Annotated in this window: 30 protein-coding genes; 18 read left to right on the top strand and 12 right to left on the bottom strand. The window is 63.2% G+C overall.

Features of this window, described 5'->3' with window-relative positions; all coding sequences use genetic code 11:
• Positions 1-113: 113 nt before the first annotated feature.
• The 8 genes from ACF8FG_RS19490 to ACF8FG_RS19455 are packed head-to-tail and all read left to right on the top strand — an operon-like array spanning position 114 to position 6,141.
• Positions 114-1,307, top strand: coding sequence for a PepSY domain-containing protein (locus ACF8FG_RS19490; RefSeq protein WP_014590505.1), 1,194 nt, complete (start codon positions 114-116; stop codon positions 1,305-1,307).
• A complete protein-coding gene (locus tag ACF8FG_RS19485) occupies positions 1,304-1,837 on the top strand; it encodes a thiamine pyrophosphate-binding protein (RefSeq protein WP_119713947.1) in 534 nt (177 codons plus the stop codon). Before ACF8FG_RS19490 ends, ACF8FG_RS19485 begins: the two co-directional genes overlap by 4 nt.
• On the top strand, positions 1,834-2,154 hold the full coding sequence (locus ACF8FG_RS19480) for a hypothetical protein (RefSeq protein ID WP_014590503.1): 321 nt from the start codon (positions 1,834-1,836) through the stop codon (positions 2,152-2,154). Before ACF8FG_RS19485 ends, ACF8FG_RS19480 begins: the two co-directional genes overlap by 4 nt.
• Complete coding sequence (locus ACF8FG_RS19475) at positions 2,151-2,720, top strand: DUF6162 family protein (protein WP_014590502.1); 570 nt, start codon at positions 2,151-2,153, stop codon at positions 2,718-2,720. Before ACF8FG_RS19480 ends, ACF8FG_RS19475 begins: the two co-directional genes overlap by 4 nt.
• A 16-nt stretch (positions 2,721-2,736) precedes the next feature.
• Positions 2,737-3,639 carry a metal ABC transporter substrate-binding protein gene (locus tag ACF8FG_RS19470; protein WP_019436719.1) on the top strand — a complete coding sequence of 301 codons (903 nt, stop codon included), beginning with the start codon at positions 2,737-2,739 and terminating at the stop codon, positions 3,637-3,639.
• Entirely contained in the window at positions 3,636-4,382 is a 747-nt protein-coding gene (locus ACF8FG_RS19465; RefSeq protein ID WP_014590500.1) for a metal ABC transporter ATP-binding protein, read from the top strand. Before ACF8FG_RS19470 ends, ACF8FG_RS19465 begins: the two co-directional genes overlap by 4 nt.
• Positions 4,382-5,281: a metal ABC transporter permease gene (locus ACF8FG_RS19460; protein WP_014590499.1), complete on the top strand. Its 900-nt coding sequence runs from the start codon at positions 4,382-4,384 to the stop codon at positions 5,279-5,281. Before ACF8FG_RS19465 ends, ACF8FG_RS19460 begins: the two co-directional genes overlap by 1 nt.
• Complete coding sequence (locus ACF8FG_RS19455; protein WP_014590498.1) at positions 5,278-6,141, top strand: metal ABC transporter solute-binding protein, Zn/Mn family; 864 nt, start codon at positions 5,278-5,280, stop codon at positions 6,139-6,141. The genes ACF8FG_RS19460 and ACF8FG_RS19455 overlap by 4 nt, the downstream gene beginning before the upstream one ends.
• 166 nt (positions 6,142-6,307) lie before the next feature.
• On the opposite strand, the gene ACF8FG_RS19450 is transcribed toward ACF8FG_RS19455, so the two are convergent.
• The 6 genes from ACF8FG_RS19450 to ACF8FG_RS19425 all read right to left on the bottom strand — a co-directional run bounded on the left by ACF8FG_RS19450 (position 6,308) and on the right by ACF8FG_RS19425 (position 10,380).
• On the bottom strand, positions 6,308-7,360 hold the full coding sequence (locus ACF8FG_RS19450; protein WP_014590496.1) for a DUF1615 domain-containing protein: 1,053 nt from the start codon (positions 7,358-7,360) through the stop codon (positions 6,308-6,310).
• A 26-nt stretch (positions 7,361-7,386) separates the two neighbouring features.
• A complete protein-coding gene (locus tag ACF8FG_RS19445) occupies positions 7,387-7,938 on the bottom strand; it encodes a hydrolase (protein ID WP_019436717.1) in 552 nt (183 codons plus the stop codon).
• 57 nt (positions 7,939-7,995) lie between these two features.
• Positions 7,996-8,715: a thioesterase II family protein gene (locus ACF8FG_RS19440; RefSeq protein WP_019436716.1), complete on the bottom strand. Its 720-nt coding sequence runs from the start codon at positions 8,713-8,715 to the stop codon at positions 7,996-7,998.
• Positions 8,712-8,933 carry an MbtH family protein gene (locus ACF8FG_RS19435; RefSeq protein WP_003256222.1) on the bottom strand — a complete coding sequence of 74 codons (222 nt, stop codon included), beginning with the start codon at positions 8,931-8,933 and terminating at the stop codon, positions 8,712-8,714. The genes ACF8FG_RS19440 and ACF8FG_RS19435 overlap by 4 nt, the downstream gene beginning before the upstream one ends.
• Before the next feature lie 134 nt (positions 8,934-9,067).
• Positions 9,068-9,469 carry a hypothetical protein gene (locus tag ACF8FG_RS19430; protein WP_010954639.1) on the bottom strand — a complete coding sequence of 134 codons (402 nt, stop codon included), beginning with the start codon at positions 9,467-9,469 and terminating at the stop codon, positions 9,068-9,070.
• 26 nt (positions 9,470-9,495) lie between these two features.
• Positions 9,496-10,380, bottom strand: a complete 885-nt coding sequence (locus tag ACF8FG_RS19425; protein ID WP_010954640.1) for a LysR family transcriptional regulator — start codon at positions 10,378-10,380, stop codon at positions 9,496-9,498.
• 146 nt (positions 10,381-10,526) lie between these two features.
• Between ACF8FG_RS19425 and ACF8FG_RS19420 the strand changes: the two genes are divergently transcribed.
• A complete protein-coding gene (locus ACF8FG_RS19420) occupies positions 10,527-11,546 on the top strand; it encodes an alpha/beta hydrolase (protein ID WP_019436714.1) in 1,020 nt (339 codons plus the stop codon).
• Between the two features lie 205 nt (positions 11,547-11,751).
• Here ACF8FG_RS19420 and ACF8FG_RS19415 read toward each other — a convergent pair whose 3' ends face one another.
• The gene (locus tag ACF8FG_RS19415) at positions 11,752-12,045 is read right to left on the bottom strand and encodes a DUF1330 domain-containing protein (RefSeq protein ID WP_014590490.1); all 294 of its coding nucleotides are present in this window, start codon (positions 12,043-12,045) and stop codon (positions 11,752-11,754) included.
• 78 nt (positions 12,046-12,123) lie between these two features.
• On the opposite strand from ACF8FG_RS19415, the gene ribBA reads away from it, so the two are divergent.
• The 6 genes from ribBA (at position 12,124) to ACF8FG_RS19385 (ending at position 18,956) form a co-directional block, all read left to right on the top strand.
• Complete coding sequence (gene ribBA, locus ACF8FG_RS19410) at positions 12,124-13,245, top strand: bifunctional 3,4-dihydroxy-2-butanone-4-phosphate synthase/GTP cyclohydrolase II (protein WP_014590489.1); 1,122 nt, start codon at positions 12,124-12,126, stop codon at positions 13,243-13,245.
• 329 nt (positions 13,246-13,574) lie between these two features.
• The gene (locus ACF8FG_RS19405) at positions 13,575-14,600 is read left to right on the top strand and encodes an ABC transporter substrate-binding protein (protein WP_004576593.1); all 1,026 of its coding nucleotides are present in this window, start codon (positions 13,575-13,577) and stop codon (positions 14,598-14,600) included.
• Positions 14,597-15,514: an ABC transporter permease gene (locus ACF8FG_RS19400; RefSeq protein WP_014590488.1), complete on the top strand. Its 918-nt coding sequence runs from the start codon at positions 14,597-14,599 to the stop codon at positions 15,512-15,514. The genes ACF8FG_RS19405 and ACF8FG_RS19400 overlap by 4 nt, the downstream gene beginning before the upstream one ends.
• Before the next feature lie 6 nt (positions 15,515-15,520).
• Positions 15,521-16,327, top strand: coding sequence for an ABC transporter permease (locus ACF8FG_RS19395; protein WP_003256236.1), 807 nt, complete (start codon positions 15,521-15,523; stop codon positions 16,325-16,327).
• A gap of 17 nt (positions 16,328-16,344) precedes the next feature.
• Positions 16,345-17,493, top strand: coding sequence for an ABC transporter ATP-binding protein (locus tag ACF8FG_RS19390; protein ID WP_014590487.1), 1,149 nt, complete (start codon positions 16,345-16,347; stop codon positions 17,491-17,493).
• Positions 17,494-17,648: 155 nt separating this feature from the next.
• Positions 17,649-18,956, top strand: coding sequence for a substrate-binding domain-containing protein (locus ACF8FG_RS19385; protein ID WP_014590486.1), 1,308 nt, complete (start codon positions 17,649-17,651; stop codon positions 18,954-18,956).
• Positions 18,957-19,089: 133 nt separating this feature from the next.
• Here ACF8FG_RS19385 and gorA read toward each other — a convergent pair whose 3' ends face one another.
• From gorA to ACF8FG_RS19360, 5 genes are all read right to left on the bottom strand, one after another.
• Entirely contained in the window at positions 19,090-20,445 is a 1,356-nt protein-coding gene (gorA, locus tag ACF8FG_RS19380) for a glutathione-disulfide reductase (protein WP_003256243.1), read from the bottom strand.
• Positions 20,446-20,542: 97 nt separating this feature from the next.
• Complete coding sequence (gene galU, locus ACF8FG_RS19375; protein WP_014590484.1) at positions 20,543-21,382, bottom strand: UTP--glucose-1-phosphate uridylyltransferase GalU; 840 nt, start codon at positions 21,380-21,382, stop codon at positions 20,543-20,545.
• 236 nt (positions 21,383-21,618) lie between these two features.
• Positions 21,619-22,533 carry a c-type cytochrome gene (locus ACF8FG_RS19370; protein ID WP_014590483.1) on the bottom strand — a complete coding sequence of 305 codons (915 nt, stop codon included), beginning with the start codon at positions 22,531-22,533 and terminating at the stop codon, positions 21,619-21,621.
• The gene (locus ACF8FG_RS19365; protein WP_019438772.1) at positions 22,530-23,180 is read right to left on the bottom strand and encodes a cytochrome c; all 651 of its coding nucleotides are present in this window, start codon (positions 23,178-23,180) and stop codon (positions 22,530-22,532) included. Before ACF8FG_RS19365 ends, ACF8FG_RS19370 begins: the two co-directional genes overlap by 4 nt.
• Before the next feature lie 77 nt (positions 23,181-23,257).
• Positions 23,258-23,617 carry a hypothetical protein gene (locus ACF8FG_RS19360; protein WP_019438771.1) on the bottom strand — a complete coding sequence of 120 codons (360 nt, stop codon included), beginning with the start codon at positions 23,615-23,617 and terminating at the stop codon, positions 23,258-23,260.
• A 159-nt stretch (positions 23,618-23,776) separates the two neighbouring features.
• On the opposite strand from ACF8FG_RS19360, the gene ACF8FG_RS19355 reads away from it, so the two are divergent.
• The 3 genes from ACF8FG_RS19355 to ACF8FG_RS19345 form a co-directional block, all read left to right on the top strand.
• The gene (locus ACF8FG_RS19355; protein ID WP_003250918.1) at positions 23,777-24,079 is read left to right on the top strand and encodes a DUF1883 domain-containing protein; all 303 of its coding nucleotides are present in this window, start codon (positions 23,777-23,779) and stop codon (positions 24,077-24,079) included.
• A 7-nt stretch (positions 24,080-24,086) separates the two neighbouring features.
• A complete protein-coding gene (locus ACF8FG_RS19350; RefSeq protein ID WP_012051910.1) occupies positions 24,087-24,257 on the top strand; it encodes a hypothetical protein in 171 nt (56 codons plus the stop codon).
• Between the two features lie 51 nt (positions 24,258-24,308).
• Positions 24,309-24,631 (top strand): nitronate monooxygenase (locus ACF8FG_RS19345; protein WP_392519140.1); only part of this gene is annotated, 323 nt, incomplete at its 3' end.

Below are 24,631 nucleotides of genomic sequence, written 5' to 3'. Positions count from 1 at the left end.
TTGAAACATTTGGTTTCATTTTAACCTGCAGGTTTTCAATTCTCATTCGTCCTTATCAGTACAGCACTCTTTGGTTGGCACACGCTCGACCACCAATAGCAGAAGACCGTCTGATGGCCAAATCACCGAAAAAATCCAAATCCAGGCTGTGGTTCCTGGTCCACAGCTGGCTCGCCTTGCCGATCTGGTTCTTTGTCCTGATCGTCTGTTTCACCGGCATGCTCGCCGTGGTCAGTCAGGAAATCGTCTGGCTCGCCGATCCGGCCGTGCGCGCCAACAAGCCAGACGCGAACACCGAGCGCATGAGCTTTCAGCAGGTACTGGAGGCCTTGAACAAGGCCGAGCCGGACATGGTGGTGGAGCGCCTGAGCCAGCCGGATGGTTCGCACTTCGCGGTAAAAGCTAATGTAACCCTGCCTGATGGCACCAGCCCGACGCTGTATGTAAACCCCTACACCGGAACCATTCAGGGGAAGACCCCAGACTTCAACTTCGAAGCCTTCACCCGCGCCCTGCACGGCTGGTGGCTAGTGCCGTTCACCAACGGTTTCAGCTGGGGCTGGTACCTGGTATCGCTGCTCGGCCTGCCGATGCTGGCCTCGCTGGTCACCGGCCTGGTGGTTTACAAGAAGTTCTGGAAAGGCTTTTTCAAACCCGTGCGTACCGGCCATGGTTCGCGAATCTTCTGGGGTGACCTGCACCGTCTGTCCGGGGTGTGGTCAATATGGTTCATTGCGGTCATTTCCATCACCGGCACCTGGTTCCTGATCCAGGCGATCCTGTTCGACAACCACATCACCATTTCCAGCCGACCCATCGTGCCGGTGATCGCCCGTGAGGAGGTACCGCAAACGCCAGATGGCAGCCCCGCCTCGCGCATCGACCTGGACGAAGCGGCGCGCCTTGCCGGCCTGGCGATCCCGGGGCTGGAAGTGACCTCCATCTCGCTCCCCGCCACTGCCTACAGCCACGTCACGCTGTCTGGCCCGGGCTGGTACCCGTTGATGTTCCAGAGTGCTTCGGTGAATCCGTACACACGCAATGTCGACAGCCAGTTCCTGATCAGCGACCGTTCGGCCCTGGAGTTCGTCACCGAGTCCATGCGCCCGCTGCACACCGGCGACTTTGGCGGTTTGCCGATCAAGCTGGTGTGGTTCTTCTTCGGCCTGATCCTCACCCTGATGGTGCTTAGCGGCCTGCTGATCTGGACCAAACGCACCGCCCAGGCCACCGCCGCGGCCCTCAAGCGCAGCGAGCGCGCTCCACGTGCGGCACACAGTGAAACCACCGTGGAGATCCACTCATGAGCCAGGCCCTGCCCGCCAGCCCGCTGAAGCAGCTTTGGCTGAAGTGGCGTTTTCACCTGAACATCCTGCTGATCCTGATCCCGCTGGGCTTCATGCCCAAGTACTTCGCCGACGCCAGGCTGTTCCGCGGCGAGGCGGGCCTTGGCGCCAACGTGATCAGTGACATCCAGGTCGGCCCCTACAGCCTCGACCTAGCCGAACTGCGTGACGAGGCGCCACGCGCCGACGGCCCGGCCGGCTACTTCAAATCGTTCAATGCAGCGTTGTGCAAGGCCTGCATAAAGGACGTCAAGGCCGCCTACCTGCGCATCGGCAAGCCACGCAGCCTGCGCGCCGCCGGCACCATCTTCTTCGGTGCACCGTACAACATGGGCACCTCGTTGCCGATCCCGCCGCGCACCAAACCCGATGCGCACATCTGGATCACCCTGGAAGGCTGGGACGGCAGCATGCACCAGGCGTCGGTCCCCCTGGCCAAGGCATCGCCAGCCACCGTTGCATGGCTCGAGAAACAAGGAGGCAACAAATGAAACACCTGATGCGCACCCTGACGCTGCCCTTCCTGGTACTGGCCGCCAGCCCGGCGCTGGCGCACAACCCGATGTGCGAATGCGAGGAACTGGCCAACGGCCAGGTCAAGTGCACCGGCGGTTTCTCGGACGGCAGCGGTGCCCCCGGGGTGACCCTGGACGTGATCGGTTATGACGAACAGGTGTTGGTCGGCGGCAAGCTTGGCGACGACTCGACGCTGACCTTCAAGCGCCCGGACGGTGAATTCTATGTGCTGTTCGATGCAGGCCCCGGGCACGTGGTGGAAGTGGACTACGCCGATATCGCCCAACCATGAGCCGCGCCCAAGTCATTCGCCCGGCCGGTGCCGGGCACGAAACCCTGTACGTGCTGCTGGCAAGCCTGCTTATCGTGGTACTCGCCGCCAGCGTGGTGCTGCTGCGCGGTGAGCGCGAGGACGAACAGGCCATCGCCAGCTACCAGATCGACGCCCGCCGCGACCTCACCGCCGCCGAACAAGGCCTGTACACCGACCTGCGGGTAGCCTTCGACGAGATCCAGCTACTGCGCGAAGAAAACGCCGTCACACCCAGCGTAAAGGCCCTGGCCGAAGAAGGCCTGCCGCCGTTCGTGGTCGATGCCGGCAGCCAGAGCCGTGGCGCCCACCAATGGTCATGGCTGGAACCCGGCGCCTACCTGGGTCGCAGCCAGGCCCCGGAAGTTGCCGGCAGCCTGCTGCTGATCCTGCCACCCGACAGCACAGGCCAAGCCGATGTCTGGCTGCGCCGCGACAGCGCCGCCGTTATCCCGGACGACCTCGGCCAGGCCGCCCTGATCGCCGCTGGCTGGCAGCAGGTGGTCAGCCACTACGACGCCGGTGTTACCCGCGAACACCGTCACTGAACCCAAGGACCCGCCCATGTTTCGCTCCGCCCTCGCCCTGCTCCTGACCCTTGCCCTGCCGGCACTGGCCCTGGCCGATAACAGCAAGCCGCTGCGAATCGGCATCACCCTGCACCCCTACTACAGCTACGTGAGCAATATTGTCGGCGACAAGGCCGAGGTGGTTCCCCTGATTCCGGCGGGCTTCAACCCGCACGCCTACGAGCCGCGGGCCGAGGACATCAAGCGCATCGGCACACTGGACGTGGTGGTGCTCAACGGTGTTGGCCATGACGATTTCGCAGACCGCATGATCGCCACCAGCGAAAAACCCGACATCGCCACAATCGAAGCCAATCAGAACGTGCCGCTGCTGGCGGCCACCGGCATTGCCGCGCGCGGTGCCGGCAAGGTGGTCAACCCGCACACCTTTCTGTCGATCAGCACCACCATCGCCCAGGTGAACAACATCGCCCGTGAACTGGGCAAACTCGACCCGGACAACGCCAAGTTGTACACGCAAAACGCCCGTGCCTACGCCAAACGCCTGCGCGCCCTGCGTGCCGAGGCCCTGGCCAAGGTCACCGAAGCCCCTGGCGCAACGTTCCGGGTCGCTACCATCCATGCCGCCTATGACTACCTGGTGCGCGATTTCGGCCTGGAGGTGACCGCTGTCGTCGAGCCGGCCCATGGCATCGAGCCCAGCCCGGCGCAGCTGAAAAAGACCATCGACCAGCTCAAGGCGCTGGACGTGCGGGTGATCTTCTCGGAAATGGACTTCCCGTCGGCCTATGTCGAAACCATTCAGCGTGAGTCCGGTGTGCGCCTGTATCCGTTGACGCATATCTCCTACGGCGAGTACACCAAGGACAAGTACGAGGTGGAAATGAAGCGCAACCTCGACACGGTGGTCCGCGCCATTCAGGAGAACCGCGCATGACCGCTGCCGCCAAGCTGGCGACAGCCTGCGGGCCGCGCATCGAGTTCACTGGCATCGACCTGACCCTGGGGCGCACGCGTATCCTCGAACAGGTCAGTTTCAGCGTGGCAGCAGGCAGCGTGCACGCCATCGTCGGCCCCAACGGCGGTGGCAAGAGCTCGTTGATCAAAACCCTGCTCGGGCAGATGCCACACCAGGGCCAGCTGACCTTGCATTGGCCAGGTGAGCACGAAGTGATTGGTTACGTGCCGCAGGCACTGGAGTTCGACCGCGGCCTGCCCATGACCGTGGACGATTTCATGGCCGCCATGTGCCAGCGCCGCCCGGCCTTCCTCGGCCTGTCGCGGCGCGTGAAGCCGGCCATTGATGCAGCCCTGGTAAAGGTTGGCATGCTCGACAAGCGCACGCGGCGCATGGGGGCACTGTCCGGCGGTGAGCGCCAGCGCGTGCTGCTGGCCCAGGGCCTGATCCCCGAGCCGCAGTTGCTGGTGCTTGACGAACCGATGTCGGCCCTCGATGAAGCCGGAATCCAGGTGTTCGAACAGTTATTGCAGGGCTGGCGCCAGGCCGGCACTACCGTTCTGTGGATCGAGCATGACCTGGAAGCCGTGTTGCGTCTGGCGGACCGGGTAACAGGCCTGAACCGCCAGGTGCTGTTCGATGCGCCGCCTGCCCAGGCCCTGACCCCGGAGCGCCTGCTCGGCCTGTTCTCCGTTCACCCGCGTAGCGAGAGCCTTGCCTGATGAGTTTTGAAATCTTTCGCCAAACGGTCCAGGGCTGGGCCACTGCCGGTTATCTGCCCGAGGCGCTGGCCTACGGTTTCGTGGTCAATGCCTTGCTGGCCGGCCTGATGATCGGCCCGGTGCTGGGCGGCTTGGGCACCTTGGTGGTGGTCAAGCGATTTGCGTTCTTCTCTGAGGCGGTCGGCCATGCGGCGCTGACCGGCGTGGCCATCGGTATCCTGCTGGGTGAGCCCTATACCGGCCCTTACGGCAGCCTGTTCGGCTACTGCCTGCTGTTCGGCATCCTGCTCAACTTCCTGCGCAACCGTACCGGGCTGTCGCCGGACACACTGATTGGCGTGTTCCTGTCGGTGTCGCTGGCGCTGGGCGCCAGCCTGCTGCTGATGCTGGCGGGCAAGATCAACGTACACATCCTCGAGAACGTGCTGTTCGGCTCGGTGCTGACCGTCAGCGCCCAGGACTTGTTCGTGCTGGGCATCGTCGCAGTGCTGGTGCTGGCCTTGGCGCTGCCGCTGTACAACCGCATCATGCTGGCCAGTTTCAATCCGCAGCTGGCGGCTGTGCGCGGGGTGGCGGTGAAGACCCTGGACTATCTGTTCGTCGTGCTGGTGACGTTGGTGACCGTGGCTGCGGTAAAGGTGATCGGGGCCATCCTGGTCGGTGCACTGCTGGTCATCCCGGCCGCCGCCGCTCGCCTGGTCAGCCAGTCGCTCAAGGGCTTTTTCTTCCTGTCAGTGCTGATTGCCACCATCAGTACCCTGTTCGGCATCCTGCTACCGATCGTTTTCGACCTGCCGGTGCCGTCAGGGGCCGCGATCATCCTGGTCGCCGGCATCTGCTTTGCCCTGGCCGCCCTGGCCCGCGCGCTCGTTCCCCGCCTGCAAGGAAACCCGGCATGAACTTCAAACACCTGACCCTGGCGCTGGCACTGGCCGGCCTGCCGTCCCTGTCTTTCGCCACGCAAGTGCTGACGACCCTGCCCGTCACCCATAGCCTGGCCAGCGCCTTGCTCGAAGGCACTGCGGTGCAACTCCAGCGGGCGGCACCGGCCAACCTGCCTGCCAGCCGCCAACCGTCGTATTTCAGCGGGCGTGGCGGCGCAGGCCTGCACAAGGCCGCCCAGCAGGCAGATGCGGTGATCGCCGTGCGTTCGATCTGGCGCGACGACCCGCTGTACCCGGTGGCTCGGCGCAGCAATATCCGCATTGTCGAGATCGATGCCGCACGACCGGTGGATGGTGCCCTGCCGGGCATTGCGGTGAGCGGTGACGATGCCTATGACGCTTACCCCTGGCTCAACCCGACCAACCTCGGGCGCATGGCCGACGTGGTGGCCAATGACCTGGAGCGCCTGGCGCCTGACGACAAGGCAAAGATCCAGGGCAACCTGGCAGGGCTCAAGCGCCAATTGCTGGAGCTTTCGGCCAGCAGCCAGACGCGGTTGGCCAAAGTCGACAACCTGACGGTGGTGAGCCTGTCGGAGCGGCTGGGGTATCTGGTCAACGGGTTGAACCTGGATGCGGTCGAGCAGCCACTGCCGGCCGAATGGGATGCAGCCGCCCTAAAGGCGCTAGGGGACAACCTGAAGGCGCAGGACGTGGCACTGGTGCTGGACCATCGTCAGCCGGACGCGGCAGTGGCCGAGGTGATCAAGGCGGCCGGGGCCAAGCTGGTGGTGGTGGAGAGTGACCCTGAAGATGCGATTGCGGGGCTCGAGGCCAGCGTTGACCAGGTGGTGGGGGCATTGGGCGGGCGCTGATCGGACAGGCTCGCGCGGCTGCGGTGGACACGCACCGGTGGTTCGTAGGAGCGGGTTCACCCGCGAAAGGGCCGGGCCTGCTGGCCAATTTCCACCCGCCGATCACCGTTGCCGCCACCACCGTATTCGCGGGTAAACCCGCTCAAGGATCGCGGTTGCTGCCAGGCTAACGCTTCATGCACCGCTGATAGCGCTCATCCACCCGCCCGGCAAACCAGGCCGTGGTCAGCTTGCGGGTAATCTTCGGGCTCTTCAGCTCGATGCCCGGTAACACTGCGCGGGGCACCGGTTTGCCGGCTTTGGCATCCGCCAGGGCGAACACCCCGCTATACAGCTTGCTGTCCTCGAACGCCAGGCTGTCGGCCTCCTCCAGCTGGCTTCGGATCTGCGGGTTACGCAGCCCCAGCTTCACCCCCAGCTTGCGCGCGGCCAGTTCAGTCGTCCCCGGCATGATCGCCCCCGGCGCCACCAGGTCGCCGTCCAGTGCCAACTTCACCCCCGTGACCTTGCTCAATGCCGCCTGGAATGCCGCATTGCGGCTGGCGTACCAGCCCGCGTTGAAATCGGCGAAACGGTAAAGCTGGCGCTCGTAATTGGCCGGGTAGCCCAACAGGTGGGCAATACCGAAGTACATGCCGCCGCGCCGGCTGAACACTTCCTGCCGAATCGTGCCTTCATGGCTGTAGGGGTAATCCCTTGCATGCTTTTCGGCGAAGTCGATGCTGACCTGCATCGGCCCACCGGTGTGCACCGGATTCAGCCCGTCCAGCAAGGTATTGCCCAGCGGCACGCGTGCAACGACTTCGTCGTACAGTTCACTCAACTGTTTTTCGCTGCGCACCGTCTGCAAACGCTGCTGGTAGCTCTGGCCGTTGCCCGACGGCGTTTTCAGCGCACCGTCGACCAGCAGCTTGGGAATATGCAGGCGCGCAGCGCGGCGGTCGATCTCCTGGCGGGCGATACGCCCAAGGTTGGGCACCTGCGGGTCCGCAGTGAAGGTCGACTCCTGTTCGGTCACCGCCAGCACTGCGCACAGGTTGCTTTTACTGGGCGCTATGCGCTGGGCTTCGAAGGCTGCCTGAATATCGTTGGCCCAACCCTCGCGGTCCTTGACCTGGGCGGGTAACAGCCGCAACAGCTGCGCACGGATTTTGGCCGGGTCCGCTTCGGGCGCTTCTTCGCGGCGCCCGGCACAGCCTTGCAACAGCGCCAGGGCCATCAGCGAAATGGCAAGTAACCGGCCGTTCAGGGCTGTTCACCGACCAGATAGGTTTTGCTGATGTGGCGGAACTGCGGGTGCCCGGCACTGCCCATCAATTCGAACAACACCATCTCGCGGGTCACTACCTGCGCGCCGGCAGCACGCATGCGCGCCAGGCCTGCGGCCTTGCTGGCCGGGGTGCGGCTGTCGCAGGCATCCTCGACCACGAACACTTGCTTGCCCAGCGCCAACAGGCCGAGCACGGTCTGCAGCACGCAAACATGGGTTTCCATGCCGCAGACGATCACCTGCTCGCGGGCCATCAAACTGGCTGGCAGGCACTCGGCAGCCACGCAGGAAAAGTGACTTTTTTCCACCACTTCGGCTGTCGGCGCTGCGGCCAGCAGTTCGGCCAGGGTATGACCCAGGCCTTTGGGGTACTGCTCGGAAATCACCGTCGGCAGCGCCAGCTCGGCAGTCGCCGCCAGCAACCAACGGGCCCGTGCCCGAGTGCCTTCGGGGTCGCTCATGGCACCGATCAGTTTCTCCTGGATGTCGACGACCAGTAGCGTGGCCTTGAGTGGATCGATCAGCATTGTCTGCCTCTTGCCTGGGAAAAACCCTAGCCTCCCCCAGGCAAGCGGTGACGTCAATCAGGCAGACAGCCGAAGCGGTTGCAGCGACGCGGTCAGCGCAGCGAGCACACGGTCTTCCTGCTCATGGATGAAGAAATGGCCACCCGGGAACATCTGCAGCGAGAACGCGCCTTGGGTTTCACTGCGCCATGCCCGCAGTTGCTCATCGCTGGCCCGGTCTTCCACGCCACCCAGCACATGCAGTGGGCACTGCAACGCCGGTCGCTGCCGGTATGTGTAAGTGCCGCACAACAGAAAATCGGCGCGCAAGGTCGGCAAGGTCAGGCTCATCAGCTCAGCGTTGGCCAGCACTTCTTCAGGCGTGCCCTGCAGCGCGCGCAACTCGCTGATCAGCTCGGCGTCGCTCTTGGGCTCGCGCCAGTTGTTGCCGTCGTAGTCCTCACGCCGGGTAGGTGCCGCGGTGCCGCAGGCGAACAAGGCCAGCGGCGCCGGGCAGCCCAATGCCTGCAGCTCATGGGCCAGCTCGAAGGCCAGCAGTGCACCCAGGCTGTGGCCGAGCAACGCGTAAGGAGCGCTTGCCGCCAGTCGCTGCTCGCTGGCCAGTTGCCGAGCCAGCACTTGCATGTCGGTGTGCAGCGACTCGGTCATGCGCGCCCCCCGCCCAGGCAATTCCACCGGGCGCACCTGCAACCATGCCGGCAGCTTGCGCCGCCAGCGGCTGTAGACCATGGCGCTGGCCCCGGAGTACGGCAGGCACAGCAGGTTCAACACGGTCACTGGGCGGCAGCTTCAGCCATTTTCTGGCGCAGGCTCAGCGGGCGCATGTCGGTCCAGACTTCATCGATGTAGGCCAGGCAGTCCTTCTTCAGGCCGCTTTTGCCCACAGCTCGCCAGCCATTGGGGATGGCTTTGTAGTCGGGCCAGATCGAGTATTGCTCTTCGTGGTTGACCACTACCTGGAACTGGATATCGTCGCGGTCGAAAACGGAAGTCATTGCCTGTCTCCTTAAATGATGATGCCGCTGCGCGCCTGGCGCAGGGTGGCTTTCAAGTAGACGTAGCAAGCGGTGTAAAAATTAACGGAATTGACGCGCCCCCATGTGGGCGCGGCCGATGCCGGTATCAACGCTCAGGTATCACGCAACAGGTCATGCGTATCGAGCAACCGGAACGCAACCTGCGGATTACGCTCCAGCCCGCGCCGGATCGCCGCCGGGATAGATTGCCGGGTCTTGCGGCACAGCCCGGGCTGATCGTCCAGTTCGATGACGATGCCGCGCATGGTCCGTACCTCGTTGTAACCGGGGGCGATGTGCACGCGGATGCCGAGGTTTTCGTACAGGCGCTGCTGCAGACGTTGAAGGTCTTCCAGGTCCTTCAGGTTTTCCAGCCGTTCGAGCAGGCGTTTTTCTTCCTGCCGGGTCAGCAAGAGGATGCGCTGGGCGGCCTGCGGATGGTCGGCCAGTTGCTCGCGGCCGCAGACGCAGGCGCCAGGGGGGCAAGGTTGGCGTAAAGGAACGGGTGTACTCATAGGGCAAGCATAGCCTGTAGCAACGGTCAGAGCTGCGCCAGCCGCGCGCGCAGGAAGCTGACAAAACCCTGCACCGGCCGCGCCACCTGCCGGTGCTGCGGATACACCGCCGACAGCTGCAGCGCGGGCGGGCGCCACTCATCCAGAACCGTCACCAGTTGCCCCTCCGCCAACGCCTGCCCAACGATAAAGGTCGGCAGGTAAGTGACCCCCATCCCGGCAATCGCAGCCCCCCGCAGCAACTCGCCATTGTTCGCCCTCATGCGTCCAGTCACCTGAATTGCCTGGGTTTTGCCACCTTTGTGAAATTGCCACTGCACCTGCCGCGAATGCCCATAGGGCAGGCAATCATGCGCGGCGAGCTCATCCGGTTTTCCCGGCACTCCCCGTGCTTGCAAATACGCCGGGCTCGCACAGTAGACCCGCTCGACACTGGCGATACGCCGGGCGATCAGGCTGGAGTCCTCCAGTGCACCAATCCGCAGCGCCAGGTCATAACCTTCGCCAATCAGGTCCACGGCGCGGTCGCTCAGGTCTACCTCCACATCAACCTGGGGGTGCAACTGCAGAAACTCGGTCAGCAGGCAGCCCAGGTGCGCCATGGCAAACGACAGCGGCGCGCTGAGGCGCAAGGTGCCGCGCAAGACCTGGGCCTGGCCGCTGATGTCGTGTTCGACCTGCTGCACTTCACCCAGCAGGCGCAGGGCCGACTGGTAGTAGTGCTGCCCCAGTGGCGTGGCATCGAGGCGCCGGGTGGAGCGGTTGAGCAGGCGCACGCCCAGGCGCTCTTCAAGCTGCATCAGACGCCGGCTGACCGATTGCTTGGACATGCCCAGACGGTCGGCGGCAGCGGTGAAACTGCCGGCCTCCATCACCTGGGCAAAGATCCGCATGTCTTCGTAAGGGTTCATTGTCTCACTCTTGCTGACAGTCAAACACTTTATAGCGGCTTTTTCCCACGAGTGCATCTGCCTAATCTACGCACAAGTCGCAGCGATGGCCCCTCAGGCCAGGCAAGACGCCCACTACCAACATTTGCAAAGAAAAGGATTCGCCCATGAACATTGTCCACAAAGCCCTCACCGCCTCCCTCCTGGCCCTGTCTGTTTCCAGTGCCTTCGCCGCAGGCAGCCCTGGTGTCGAACAACACACCCAGGCCTTCCTCGAAGCCCTGGAGAAAGGGGGTGGCAAGCCGCTGGAACAGCTCACACCAAACGACGCCCGTGCGGTACTGACCGGCGCCCAGGCCTCGGTAAAGGTCGACCTCTCGGGGGTCGAGGTGAAGGAACGCACGATTCAGGCCAATGGCCAGTCGATCAAGCTGCAAGTGGTACGCCCGACGAATGTCAAAGGTGATCTGCCGGTGTTCATGTTCTTCCACGGCGGCGGCTGGGTGCTGGGCGACTTCCCGACCCACCAGCGACTGATCCGCGACCTGGTGGTCGGCTCGGGTGCGGTGGCGGTCTATGTGGACTACACCCCGTCACCGGAAGCGCACTACCCGACGGCGATCAACCAGGCCTACGCCGCGACTCGCTGGGTGGCCGAGCATGGCAAGGAGATCGGCGTGGATGGCAAGCGCCTGGCGGTAGCCGGCAACAGCGTTGGTGGCAACATGGCGGCGGTTGTTGCACTCAAGGCCAAAGAGGCCGGCACCCCTGCCCTGCGCTTCCAGCTGCTGCTGTGGCCGGTGACCGATGCCAGCTTCGAGACAGCATCGTACAAGCAGTTTGCCGAAGGACACTTCCTGACCACCGGGATGATGAAGTGGTTCTGGAACAACTACACCGTTGATGCAAAGGCGCGGGCGCAGATCTACGCCTCGCCGCTGCGGGCGTCCGCCGAACAGCTGAAGGGCTTGCCACCGGCCCTGGTGCAAACGGCTGAGTTCGATGTGCTTCGGGATGAAGGTGAGGCGTATGCCCGCAAGTTGAATGCGGCGGGCGTGACAGTAACCTCGGTGCGCTACAACGGAATGATTCATGACTATGGGCTGCTCAACCCGTTGAGCCAAGTGCCGGCAGTAAAGGCGGCGCTGCGGCAGGCGGGCAACGAACTTAAAGTGCATCTGCAGTGAGGCGATGAGCAATAGACCCGCCTGGGCGGGTCTTTTGCTTCTATTTGCGGAAACGGCCCGCAGGCTTCAATGAATCTGCCATCGGTGCGGCAGGTCCGGTCCTTTCGCGGGTAAACCCGCTCCTACACAGGCCACCACAAACGTCAAATTCTGTGGTGGCCTGTGTAGGAGCGGGTTTACCCGCGAAAGGGCCGGCAAATCCTGCTCAGGGCTCAAACCCTTCCACAATGATCACCTCAGCCTTCGCCACACCTTGCCGATGGCTGCAAGCCTCCTGATACAGCTCGGACCGATAACAAGCCACCGCTTGTTCGTACGAATCGAACTCGATCACCACACTACGCTGAGGCGTAACCCTCCCTTCCATCGCCTCGCTACGCCCGCCACGGGCCAGGAAGCGACCGCCGAATGCCTTGAAGGCTGCCGGGGCGCGCTGGGTGTACTGCTGGTATTGCTCGGGGTCGGTCACGTCCACATGGGCGATCCAGTAGGCCTTCATGTGCAGCTCTCCTGTTACGGCGATATTTGTGTATGATGGTATACCATAAAATTCACCCCACCACAGTGAGCGTGCACCATGGCTTTCAACACCATCGAGGAACTTCTCGAGGACTACCGGCAAGGCAAGATGGTCCTGCTGGTGGATGATGAGGACCGGGAAAACGAAGGCGACCTGTTGATCGCCGCCGAGCGCTGCGACGCCCAGGCCATCAACTTCATGGCCCGCGAGGCACGCGGGCTGATCTGCCTGACCTTGACCGACGATCACTGCCAGCGCCTGGGCCTGGAGCAGATGGTTCCGGCCAACGGTAGCGTGTTCAGCACCGCGTTCACCGTGTCGATCGAGGCGGCCACCGGGGTCACCACCGGCATTTCCGCCGCTGACCGGGCACGCACCGTGGCAGCGGCCATGGCCCCCAACGCCCGCCCCGAAGACCTGGTGCAACCTGGCCACATTTTCCCCCTGCGGGCACGCGAAGGCGGCGTGCTGACCCGTGCCGGCCACACCGAAGCTGGCTGCGACCTGGCACGCCTGGCCGGCTTCAGCCCGGCCTCGGTCATCGTTGAAGTGCTGAACGACGACGGCACCATGGCACGTCGCCCCGACCTGGAAGTGTTCGCCTCACGGCATGGCATCAAGATTGGCACCATCGCCGACCTGATCCACTACCGCCTGAGCACCGAGCAGACCATCAAGCGCATCGGCGAGCGCGAACTGCCGACGGTGCATGGCACCTTCCGCCTGGTCACCTATGAAGACCGCATCGAAGGTGGTGTGCACATGGCCATGGTCATGGGCGACATTCGTCGCGAACAGCCGACCCTGGTGCGGGTGCATGTGATCGACCCGCTGCGCGACCTGGTGGGTGCCGAATACGCAGGTCCCGCCAACTGGACGCTGTGGGCGGCGCTGCAGAAGGTCGCCGATGAAGGTACTGGCGTGGTGGTGATCCTGGCCAATCACGAATCCTCCCAGGCCTTGCTTGAGCGCGTGCCACACCTGACCCACCCTGTGCGGCCCTATCAACGTGGTCAGTCCAAGGTGTATTCCGAAGTGGGCACCGGGGCGCAGATCCTCCAGGACCTTGGCGTGGGCAAGCTGCGTCACCTGGGGCCACCGCTGAAATACGCGGGGCTGGCGGGGTATGAGCTGGAGGTGGTGCAGAGCATCCCGTTCGACCCGGGGATGGATGGCTGAGAACACATAAGCAATTGATTTAGCGGGGCCCTGTAGGAGCGGGTTTACCCGCGAATGCGAGGGTGACACCACCGACGCATTCGCGGGTAAACCCGCTCCTACAGGGCCCTTGGTGCTTTTGACAGGGCGGAGTGATGGCCGGTCGCCTCATACCTCTTGCCAAAAGTTTGGAATACCATAATATGATATCCCGTAGACCTTGAATCTGCAGGCCGCACCTACACTCACCCACGGCCACCAGACACTTTGTTTTAGCTGCTCCCCGAACACAGTTGGCGGGCGCACCACAAGCCCCGCCTCGAATAACAAAAAGCAACGAGGGCGTAACCATGCTGTTGAGCAAACGTGTAACCGCAGTGCTGTCCGCCAGCCTGCTGACCCTGGCATGTCAGGCCGCCCAGGCCGCCGACAGCCTCAACTTCGTCAGCTGGGGCGGTACGACCCAGGACGCCCAGAAAGAAGCGTGGGCCGTACCGTTCACCAAAGCCACGAACATCAAGGTCGTGCAGGACGGTCCCACCGACTACGGCAAGCTCAAGGCCATGGTCGAGAGTGGCAACGTGCAATGGGACGTGGTCGACGTCGAAGCGGACTTTGCCCTGCGCGCTGCCAGCGAAGGCCTGCTTGAACCCCTCGACTTCAACCAGATCAAGCGCGACAAGATCGACCCACGCTTCGTCTCTGACCATGGCGTCGGGTCATTCTTCTTCTCCTTCGTGCTCGGCTACAACGAAGGCAAGCTCGGGGCCAACAAGCCGGTGGACTGGACCGCGCTGTTCGACACCAAGGCCTACCCCGGCAAGCGAGCCCTGTACAAATGGCCCAGCCCCGGCGTGCTTGAACTGGCCCTGCTGGCCGACGGCGTAGCCCCCGACAAACTGTACCCGCTGGACCTGGACCGCGCCTTCAAGAAGCTCGACACCATCAAGAAAGACATCGTCTGGTGGGGCGGTGGTGCCCAGTCGCAGCAGTTGCTGGCCTCGGGTGAAGCCTCGCTCGGCCAGTTCTGGAATGGCCGTGTCTACGCCCTGCAGCAAGATGGTGCACCAGTGGGCGTGAGCTGGAAGCAGAACCTGGTCATGGCCGACTTCCTGGTCATCCCCAAAGGCGCCAAGAACAAGGAAGCGGCCATGAAATTCCTGGCCAACGCCAGCAGCGCCGAGGGCCAGGCCGAATTCGCCAACAAGACCGCCTACGCGCCGGTCAACGTCGACAGCGTGGCCAAACTGGACAAAGACCTCGCGCCAAACCTGCCAACTGCCTACGCCCAGGACCAGGTCACACTCGACTTCGCTTACTGGGCCAAGAACGGTCAAGCCATCGCGGCCCGCTGGAATGAGTGGTTGGTCAAATGAAAGTCGCCATCAACGCCCTGCATAATGCGCAAGGCACCCCCACGGGTGCCGGCGCCCCGGGCACCGCCCCGCGCCGCGCAAGCCTGAGCCAGCGCTGGAAAGGCAGCCGCAACCTGCTGCCTGCCCTGCTGTTCCTTGGCGTGTTCTTCTTCGCCCCGCTGGTCGGCCTGCTGCTGCGCGGGGTGCTGGAACCCACCCCGGGGCTGGGTAATTACGAGCAGCTGTTTGCCAACTCGGCCTACGCACGTGTGCTGTTCAACACCTTTTCGGTGGCCGGCGTGGTGACCCTGATCAGCGTGCTGCTGGGCTTCCCGCTGGCTTGGGCGATCACCCTGGTGCCCAAGGGCTGGGGCCGTTGGCTGCTGAACATCGTGCTGCTGTCGATGTGGACCAGCCTGCTGGCGCGCACCTACTCGTGGCTGGTGCTGCTGCAGAGCTCGGGCGTGATCAACAAGGCGTTGATGGCCATGGGCATCATCGATGCCCCGCTGGAAATGGTACACAACCTCACCGGCGTGGTAATCGGCATGAGCTACATCATGATCCCGTTCATCGTGCTGCCACTGCAGGCGACCATGCACGCCATCGACCCGATGGTGCTGCAGGCAGGTTCGATCTGTGGCGCCAGCCCGTGGACCAACTTCTGGAAGGTGTTCCTGCCGCTGTGCCGCTCGGGGCTGTTCTCCGGGGCGCTGATGGTGTTCGTGATGTCGCTCGGTTACTACGTCACCCCGGCGCTGCTGGGGGGCGCACAGAACATGATGCTGCCCGAATTCATCATCCAGCAGGTGCAGTCGTTCCTCAACTGGGGCCTGGCCAGCGCCGCTGCCGCACTGCTGGTGGCGATCACTCTGGTGCTCTTCTACCTGTACCTGAAGCTGCAGCCGGAATCCCCGGTTGGCAACGCGAGGTAAACCGCCATGCTCCTGTCTCCCAATGCCATGGGCCGCCCGCTGCGTACGGGCCTGTACCTGACCACCGGGGTCATCGCGGCCTTCCTGCTGCTGCCGGTGGTGTTCATCGTGTTGCTGTCATTCGGCTCGTCACAGTGGCTGGTGTTCCCGCCACCGGGCTGGACCTTCAAGTGGTACGGCCAGTTCTTCTCCAACCCGGAGTGGATGGACGCCGCACTGGCCAGCCTTAAGGTGGCCGTGCTGACCACCATCGCCGCCGTGCTGCTGGGCCTGCCCAGCGCATTCGCCCTGGTGCGTGGCCGCTTCCCGGGCCGCGAGCTGCTGTACGGGCTGTTTACCATGCCGATGATCGTGCCGCTGGTGATCATTGCCGTGGCGGTATACGCACTGTTCCTCAAGCTAGGTTACACCGGCACGCTGTTCGCCTTCGTGGTCAGCCACGTGATCGTCGCCCTGCCGTTCACCATCATCTCGATCATCAACTCGCTGAAGCTGTTCGACCAGTCGATCGAAGATGCTGCGGTGATCTGCGGTGCCTCACGCCTGCAGGCCATTTTCAAGGTCACTTTCCCGGCCATCCGCCCCGGCATGATCGCCGGTGGCCTGTTCGCTTTCCTGGTGTCCTGGGATGAAGTGGTGCTGAGCGTGATGATGGCCAGCCCCGACCTGCAGACCCTGCCAGTGAAGATGTGGACCACCTTGCGCCAGGACCTGAGCCCGGTCATCGCCGTGGCTTCGACCTTGCTGATCGGCCTGTCGTTGCTGGTCATGTTCATTGCCGCCGCCTTGCGCCGGCGCACCGAAAACGCCTGAGCGCGGAGAAAACAACAATGAGTGCAGTGATCAAAGACAACGCGCACGGCAAAACCCTCGTCAGCCTGCGCGGCCTGAACAAGCACTACGGCGACTTCACCGCCGTGGACAACCTCGACCTGGAGATCCAGGACGGCGAGTTCCTGACCTTCCTCGGTTCCAGCGGCTCGGGCAAGTCCACCACCCTGTCGATGCTGGCCGGCTTCGAAACACCGAGCAGCGGCGAGATCCTGGTCGACGGCCAGTCGCTGGTCAACGTGCCGCCGCACAAGCGTGACATCGGCATGGTGTTCCAGCGGTATTCGCTGTTTCCGCACCTGAATGTGCGTGACAACATCGCTTTCCCACTGGCCATTCGCAAACTCGGTGCTGCCGAAACCGCCAAACGCGTCGACGCCATGCTCAAGCTGGTGCAACTGGAACAGTTCGCCCACCGCAAACCCTCGCAAATGTCGGGCGGCCAGCAGCAGCGCGTGGCGATCGCCCGGGCGCTGGTGTACGAGCCGCGCATCCTGCTGATGGACGAGCCGCTCGGCGCGCTGGACAAGAAGCTGCGTGAAGACCTGCAGGACGAACTGCGCCAATTGCACCGCCGCCTGGGCATCACCATCGTCTACGTCACCCACGACCAGGAAGAAGCCATGCGCCTGTCCCAGCGCATCGCCATTTTCAGCCACGGCAAGATCGTCGGCCTGGGCACCGGTTACGACCTGTACCAGAACCCACCGAATGCCTTTGTCGCATCGTTCCTGGGCAATTCCAACTTCCTGCGGATCAAGGCCAGCAGCAACGGCGCGGGCAGCTTCGAGGGCCAGCCAGTGGCCATTCGCTTGACCCCGGGGCTGGCCGCCTCGCAGGATGCACTGATCATGGTGCGCCCGGAAAAGGCCGTGGCCCTGACCGCCGAACAGGCCACGCGTGACCCGCTGCCGGCGGGTTGGAACGAGGTCACTGCCAAGGTTGGCGAAGTGCTGTTCCTGGGTGAAAGCCAGACCTGCCATGTGGTGACTGCAGGGGGTACCGAGCTGACCGTGAAGGCACTGTCGGCGGCGGGCATGCCGATGCAGCCGGGCGACAGCGTGAAGGTGCGTTGGGCAGTGGCAGACGCTTGCATTTATACCGAATGGGCCGAGAGCGACCTGAGCAAGTCGGCCGGGGCGCATTAACGCTCTTGTGCGTTGCAGCGCCTGCCAGATCGAGCGCCGCCCGCGCGGCACACGATCTGGCAGGCGCTGCACTATTGGAGGCGTACGCCCCGTCACATTATCATCACGCCACTGTCGTAATCTGCCGGCCAACTCTATGCCACAGGTCACCCGGCATGCTCCGCCTGCTTGTCTTGCTGCTCACCCTGCTACCACTCGCGACCCTGGCTGAGCCCCTGCACCTGCGCGTGCAAGGCTCCAACACCATCGGCGCGGCCTTGCTGCCCGCGCTGGTACAGGGGCAATTGCGCGCACAGCAGGCCACCGCCATCGAGCAACAGCCGGGCAAGGTCGCCAACGAGTGGGTGATTACCGCCCGCGACGGGCACGGCCAGCCCTTGCGCATCGACATTGCCGCCCACGGCTCGAGCACCGGCTTTGTCGCGCTGGGCCGTGGCGACGCGGACCTGGCCGCCGCCTCGCGGCCGATCAACGACAGTGAAGTGCGCCAGTTGCAGGCGCTGGGCGACCTTCGCGCAGCCGGCACCGAACAGGTGATCGGCCTCGACGGCGTCGCGGTCATCGTCCACCCCGACAACCCAATACCCCAACTGAACATCCGGCAACTGGCGTACATTTTCTCTGGGCAGATCCAGCGCTGGGAACAACTGGGCATACCTGGCGGGGCCATTCATCTGTATGCCCGTGACGACCGTTCCGGCACTTTCGAGACCTTCAAGGCGCTGGTGCTGGAACCTCAGCATGGCGAGCTTTCGGCCAAGGCCAGGCGCTTCGAGTCCAGTGACGAATTGGCGGCACGCGTGGGTACCGACCGCCAGGCCATCGGTTTCAGCAGCCTGGCCACCGCACACGGGGCCAAGGTGCTGGCGGTGGCCGAAGGCGACGCGCCGGCCATGCTGCCGGAGCGCGCACGGGTGGCCAGCGAGGACTACCCGCTCTCACGGCGCCTGTACTTTTACCTGCCGGCCAACCCCAAGCCCCAGGCCAAGGCCCTGGTCGATTTTGCCCAGAGCCCGGCCGGCCAGGCGATCATCGCCCAGCAGGGTTTCGTTTCGCAGCAGATCAAGGCCCTTTCTGTCGCCCCCCAAGGCGACATGCCACCGCCCTATCGTACCCTGGCCCGGCAGGCGCAGCGGCTGAGTGTGAACTTCCGCTTCCAGGAAGGAAGCGCCAGCCTGGATAACAAGGCCCTGCGCGACGTGCAGCGGGTGACAGAGTACCTACGCCAGGCCGGGAAGCTGCAGGGCAAGGCGGTGCTGGTGGGGTTCGGCGATCCCAAGGAAACCCCTGGGCGCGCAGCCCTGCTCTCCCGCCTGCGTGCGCAAGCGGTGCGCCGCGAACTGGCGCGCGGTGGCGTGGAGGTGCTGCAGGTGACCGGGATGGGCGATGAACTGCCAGTGGCCGGGAATGAACTGGAGCAAGGCCGGCTGCGCAACCGGCGGGTCGAGGTGTGGGTGTATTGATCCGGCCTTGCACCCCCCCTGAAGCAGCCTTGTGCTGCAACGAGGCCCGAATGACAGAAGCGTTTCTCTGTCTGCAAGGGCCTCGTCGCAGCACAAGGCTGCGTCTACAGGCTGCACAGCAGGCTCCGCGTCATCAGCGGGTGACGGTGCGCATGGTCACGAACTCTTCAGCCGCCGTCGGGTGCACGCCGATGGTTTCGTCGAACTGCTGCTTAGTGGCACCGGCTTTAAGCGCAATGCCCAGGCCCTGAATGATTTCGCCAGCGTCAGGACCGACCATGTGGCAGCCCAGCACCTTGTCGGTCTCGGCATCGACCACCAACTTCATCAGGGTCTTTTCCTGAATGTCGGTCAGGGTCAGCTTCATGGCCCGGAAGCGGCTTTCGAATACCTGCACCTTGTGCCCGGCCTCCAGCGCCTGCTCTTCGGTCAAGCCTACGGTACCGATGGGTGGCTGGCTGAACACCGCGGTGGGGATGTTCTGGTAATCCACCGGGCGGTATTGCTCGGGTTTGAACAGGCGCCGCGCCACGGCCATGCCTTCAGCCAAGGCCACTGGGGTCAACTGTACACGGCCGATCACATCGCCAATGGCGAGAATCGAGGGCGCGGTGGTCTGGTACTGCTCATCGACCCGGATGTAGCCGCGCGCATCCAGCTCGACGCCGGTGTTCTCCAGGCCCAGATTGTCCAGCATCGGGCGCCGGCCGGTGGCATAGAACACACAGTCGGCTACCAGCTCGCGGCCGTCCTTGAGCGTGGCTTTGAGGCGACCATCCTCAAGCTTGTCGATGCGCTGGATGTCGGCGTTGAACTGCAGGTCGAGGCCGCGTTTTTCCAGCTCTTCCTTCAGGTGGGTGCGCACCGAGCCGTCGAAGCCGCGCAGGAACAGGTCGCCACGGTACAGCAGTGTGGTGTCGGCCCCCAGGCCCTGGAAGATGCCGGCGAATTCGACGGCAATATAACCCCCACCCACCACCAGCACGCGGCGCGGCAAGTCCTTGAGGTAGAAAGCTTCGTTGGAGGTGATGGCCAGTTCCTTGCCAGGGATGTCCGGTACCTGCGGCCAGCCACCGGTAGCGATAAGGATATGCTCGGCGGTGTAGCGTTGACCGTCCACTTCCACTTCGTTGGCGCCCGTCAGACGCGCGTGGCCTTGCAACAGGGTCACCCCGCTGTTGACCAGCAAGTTACGGTAGATGCCGTTGAGGCGCTCGATTTCCCGATTCTTGTTGGCAATCAGGGTGCCCCAGTCGAAATGCCCCTCTTCCAACGTCCAGCCGAAACCTGCGGCTTGCTCCAGCTCATCAGCAACGTGCGCGCCGTACACCAGCAGTTTTTTCGGCACACAACCGACGTTGACGCAGGTGCCCCCCAGGTAGCGGCTTTCAGCCACTGCCACTTTTGCGCCAAAACCGGCAGCAAAACGCGCTGCGCGCACACCACCGGACCCGGCGCCAATCACGAACAGATCAAAATCGAAGGCCATGTATTCACTCTCCCAGGCAGGCGTCCAGCATACCGCCGTTGGCCGCCGCAAACAAAAAAGCCACCCCGAAGGATGGCTTTGAGGCCAGCAGGGCTTATCAGTAAGCCTTGCCAGTCTTGTAGTAGTTCTCGAAGCAGAAGTTGGTCGCGTCGATGTAGCCTTCGGCGCCACCGCAGTCGAAACGCTTGCCCTTGAACTTATAGGCAATCACGCACCCATCCTTCGCCTGCTGCAGCAGGGCATCGGTGATCTGGATTTCACCGCCTTTGCCTGGCTTGGTATTGGCGATGATGTCGAAGATATCCGGGGTCAGGATGTAACGGCCGATGATCGCCAGGTTCGAAGGCGCGTCTTCCGGTGCCGGTTTTTCGACCATGTTGGTCACACGGAAGATGTCGTCGCGGATCATCTCACCGGCGATCACACCATACTTGTTGGTTTCCTGCGGGTCGACTTCCTGGATGGCGACGATCGAGCAGCGGTACTGTTTGTACAGCTTGACCATCTGAGTCAGTACGCCGTCACCTTCCGGGTTGACGCACAGGTCGTCCGCCAGCACCACCGCGAACGGCTCGTCGCCGATCAGTGGGCGGCCAGTAAGAATCGCGTGGCCAAGGCCCTTCATTTCGGTCTGGCGCGTGTACGAGAAGGAGCACTCGTCGAGCAGACGACGAATACCGACCAGGTATTTTTCCTTGTCGGTGCCCTTGATCTGGTTTTCCAGCTCGTAGCTGATGTCGAAGTGGTCTTCCAGGGCACGCTTGCCGCGCCCGGTAACGATGGAGATCTCGTTCAGACCCGCATCCAATGCTTCTTCAACGCCATACTGGATCAGTGGCTTGTTGACCACCGGCAGCATTTCCTTGGGCATGGCTTTGGTAGCAGGCAAGAAGCGCGTGCCGTAGCCGGCTGCCGGGAACAAGCATTTTTTGATCATATACGTCCTTACAAAAGGCTAGGCCTGTGGAATTCGGCGCAGTCTAATCAGGCGGCAGTCACCTTACAATGCCCCCGACAACGACCGTTGCCATCATAGAGATATCCCAGTGTAGATAGTTCCGAGGGATCGTAAATATTGCTGTCATACATGACCGTTGGATGACAGGAAAATCAGCGTGCCGGTGGCGGCCTCTTCGACGGGCTCACGCGCCAAGAGGCCGCCACCGGCTTACCTCAGCTACCTGTCCCTTGCCCGATCAGCACCCCATCAACCTGCTGACCATACAGGTTAACCCCATCATTGGCATGAAACTTCACCCGCGTCTTCTCGATGGATCCCTCTACCAACCGCGGGTCCTGTGGCCGCTCGTGGCGGTTGATCCACGCCGCCACGTCCCAGGCCTGTTGATCGCTGAGGCTGCCCGGCTTGCCCAGCGGCATGTTGTACTTGATGAACGACGCCGCGGTATTGATGCGGTGCATGCCGGCCCCCCAGTTGTAGGAGTCCTTGCCCCAAAGCGGCGGCATTACGTACTCGCCTGCGACCTTTTGCCCTTCACCGTTATCGCCATGGCAAATCGCGCATTGTTCACGGTAAACCTGCTGGCCGCGCTTGAAGTCATAACCGCCCTTGGGTTGTGCCACCTCCGGATAACCACGTCCGGCAATCTCCACACCGGTCGGCGCCTTGGTCGACAGCCAGTATGAATACACCGCCAATGCCGTCATCTGCGGGCTGTCAGCGGCCGGCGGCTTGCCGTTCATGCTGAACTGAAAACACCCTTGGATACGCTCGGCGAAGGTGTTGACCTTGTCATTCTTCTTACGATAGGCCGGGTACATCGGGTAGGCCCCCCACAGCGGCGCCGAGTGCGCCAACCGCCCCTGATCGAGGTGGCAGTTACTGCAGTTCATGCCGTTGCCCACCGCCTCGGGCATCAGTCGGCGGGTGTCGACGAACAAGGCGTGGCCTTCACGCACCATTTTGCCAAAGGCATTATCGGGCAACTCACGCTCAGCAGGCGGCACGAACTGCGGTGTCGCCTGCACACCGGGAACCTTCAACTGCGACTGGTCTTCCATGGCGATCGGCGTGGCCTGGGCGCTGCCCACGGCCAGCAGCAACAAGACGGGAATCAGGTTATTCATGGCGTGACCTCCTGACTGGCGGGGCGGGCGAAGAACTCGGCAACGGCCTTGATCTCCTCATCGGTCATGGCCTTGGCCACGCCGACCATCAGCTGGTTGGGGTCATTGCTGCGGCTGCCGTCGCGCCAGGCATTGAGCTGTGCCACCAGGTAACTGGCGGGCTGGCCGGCCAAGGGCGGGAAGTGTTCGCCCACCCCGCCGCCACCCGGCCCGTGGCATTGCACGCAGCCAGGAATCTGCCGGCTCCAGTCGCCGTACAGGGCTATGCGGATAGTCGGGTCATCGGCAATCTGCTGGCGGTGCAGGTCGCCAGCGGGCGCTGCCGGCAGGCTGGCCAGGTAGGTACTGACGGCCTTGATTTCGTCGTCGCTCAGGGCCTTGGCCAAAGGTTCCATCACTGGCTGCTTGCGGCTGCCGTTGCGCCAGTCCTGCAACTGCTTGGCAAGGTACCCGGCCGGTAGCCCGGCCAAACGTGGAAAGCCGGCAGCCGCAATGCCATTGCCGTCCGGGCCATGGCATCCCAGACAGGCCATGGCGGCGGGGTTGGCCCCACCCTGGGTGAAGACCTTCTGACCATCAGCGGCATGTGCCGTGGGCCAGATCAGGATCAGCAAGCTGCCGATCATCACGCGTCTCAACGGTGTCATCACGAATCTCCTTTTCTTTTGTTATATGTTTAGGCTTAAAACATATAAGCAGAGAAAGGAGGACCCGTTGCTTCAGATCAACTTCCGGAGATGCACTGCGTTGCGGCAGTGCGCACATCGCCAAGGCGCAGCGGGAAGTTATTCAGCCGCTCGTGCAGTTTGATGCTGCTGCCGCTGCCGCGCTTGTCGATATCCACCAGCGCGGCCGGGCCGGCACCTGAGGTGATTTTCTGCGGTACGATCAGCCGCAGGCCATCGCCACGCTGCTCTTCGGTCAGCGGGTCACGCGTATCGGCAAGCTTCTCCTTTACGCAATCGGCATAGGCGCGTGGGCTCTTGCCAGAGATCACATCCATCGTTTCACGCGATTGCTCCAGCTCCGCGACGCTCACGCAGCCACCGAGCGTCACCGACAACGCCGCCACCATCCACTTCATTTGCTGCACCTCTGCCTTCAAGAATTCGCTTCGACCACATCCAGGCGGTTTTGCTCCCTGCTTTGGCAGAATTATCTACGCCCGGCGATCAACGCGGCAGTGTAACGGCACATCGTGGTATCTTTTGCTTTTGCAGATCCAAACCTTGCGGAGCATCACATGAAATTCGTACACCAGCGCGAGCACCTCAACGAGGACGATATTGTCGTCATCGAGTGCTCCCAGCGCTGCAATATCCGCCTGATGAACGACGCCAACTTCCGCAGCTTCAAGAACGGCGGCCGTCATACTTACCACGGCGGCCATTTCGAGAAGTTTCCGGCGAAGATCACCGTACCCAGCACCGGCTTCTGGAACATCACCATCGATACCGTCACCACTCGCCCGATCTCGGTCACCCGCAAGCCAACGCTGACCCACAAGATCAAGATCATCCGTCGCTCGTCGTCGAAACTCAGATAAGGCCACCATGACCCAGACCATCAAGTACGTCATCAAATACAAGCTCGACGGCCAGCGTCGCTGGGATTTCGCGCTGATGCCCGATGCCTCGCAGGAGCAAGCCCTTGAGGCCCTGCGCAAGATCCACGGCGAAGACGCCGAGAAAATCAGCGACATCCAGGTCAGCAAGGCCCTGTAAGACTCGCCGCAAGCCCCCGCCGCATCGCTCGCCCCACGCAAGGAGAATCGCATGAGCCACTGGCCCGACCGCCGTATCCTCGACCTGCTGGGCATCGAGCTGCCCATTCTGCAGGCACCCATGGCGGGGGCGACCGGCTCGGCCATGGCCATTGCCGTGGGCCTGGCAGGTGGCTTGGGCGCCCTGCCCTGCGCCATGCTCAGCGGCGAACAGGTGCGCGCCGAGATCGCTGCATTCCGCGCCGGCTGCCCGGGGCGCCCGCTGAACCTGAACTTCTTCTGCCACCAGCCGCCAGCGCCCGATGCCGAGCGCGATGCGCGCTGGAAGCAGGCGCTTGAGCCTTATTACAGCGAAGTGGGCGCCGATTTCACGGC

Source organism: Pseudomonas sp. YQ_6, from assembly GCF_043103245.1.
Taxonomy (GTDB): domain Bacteria; phylum Pseudomonadota; class Gammaproteobacteria; order Pseudomonadales; family Pseudomonadaceae; genus Aquipseudomonas; species Aquipseudomonas alloputida.
Note: the sequence above shows the minus strand (reverse complement) of the source record. Positions and strands in the feature narration are given on the sequence as shown.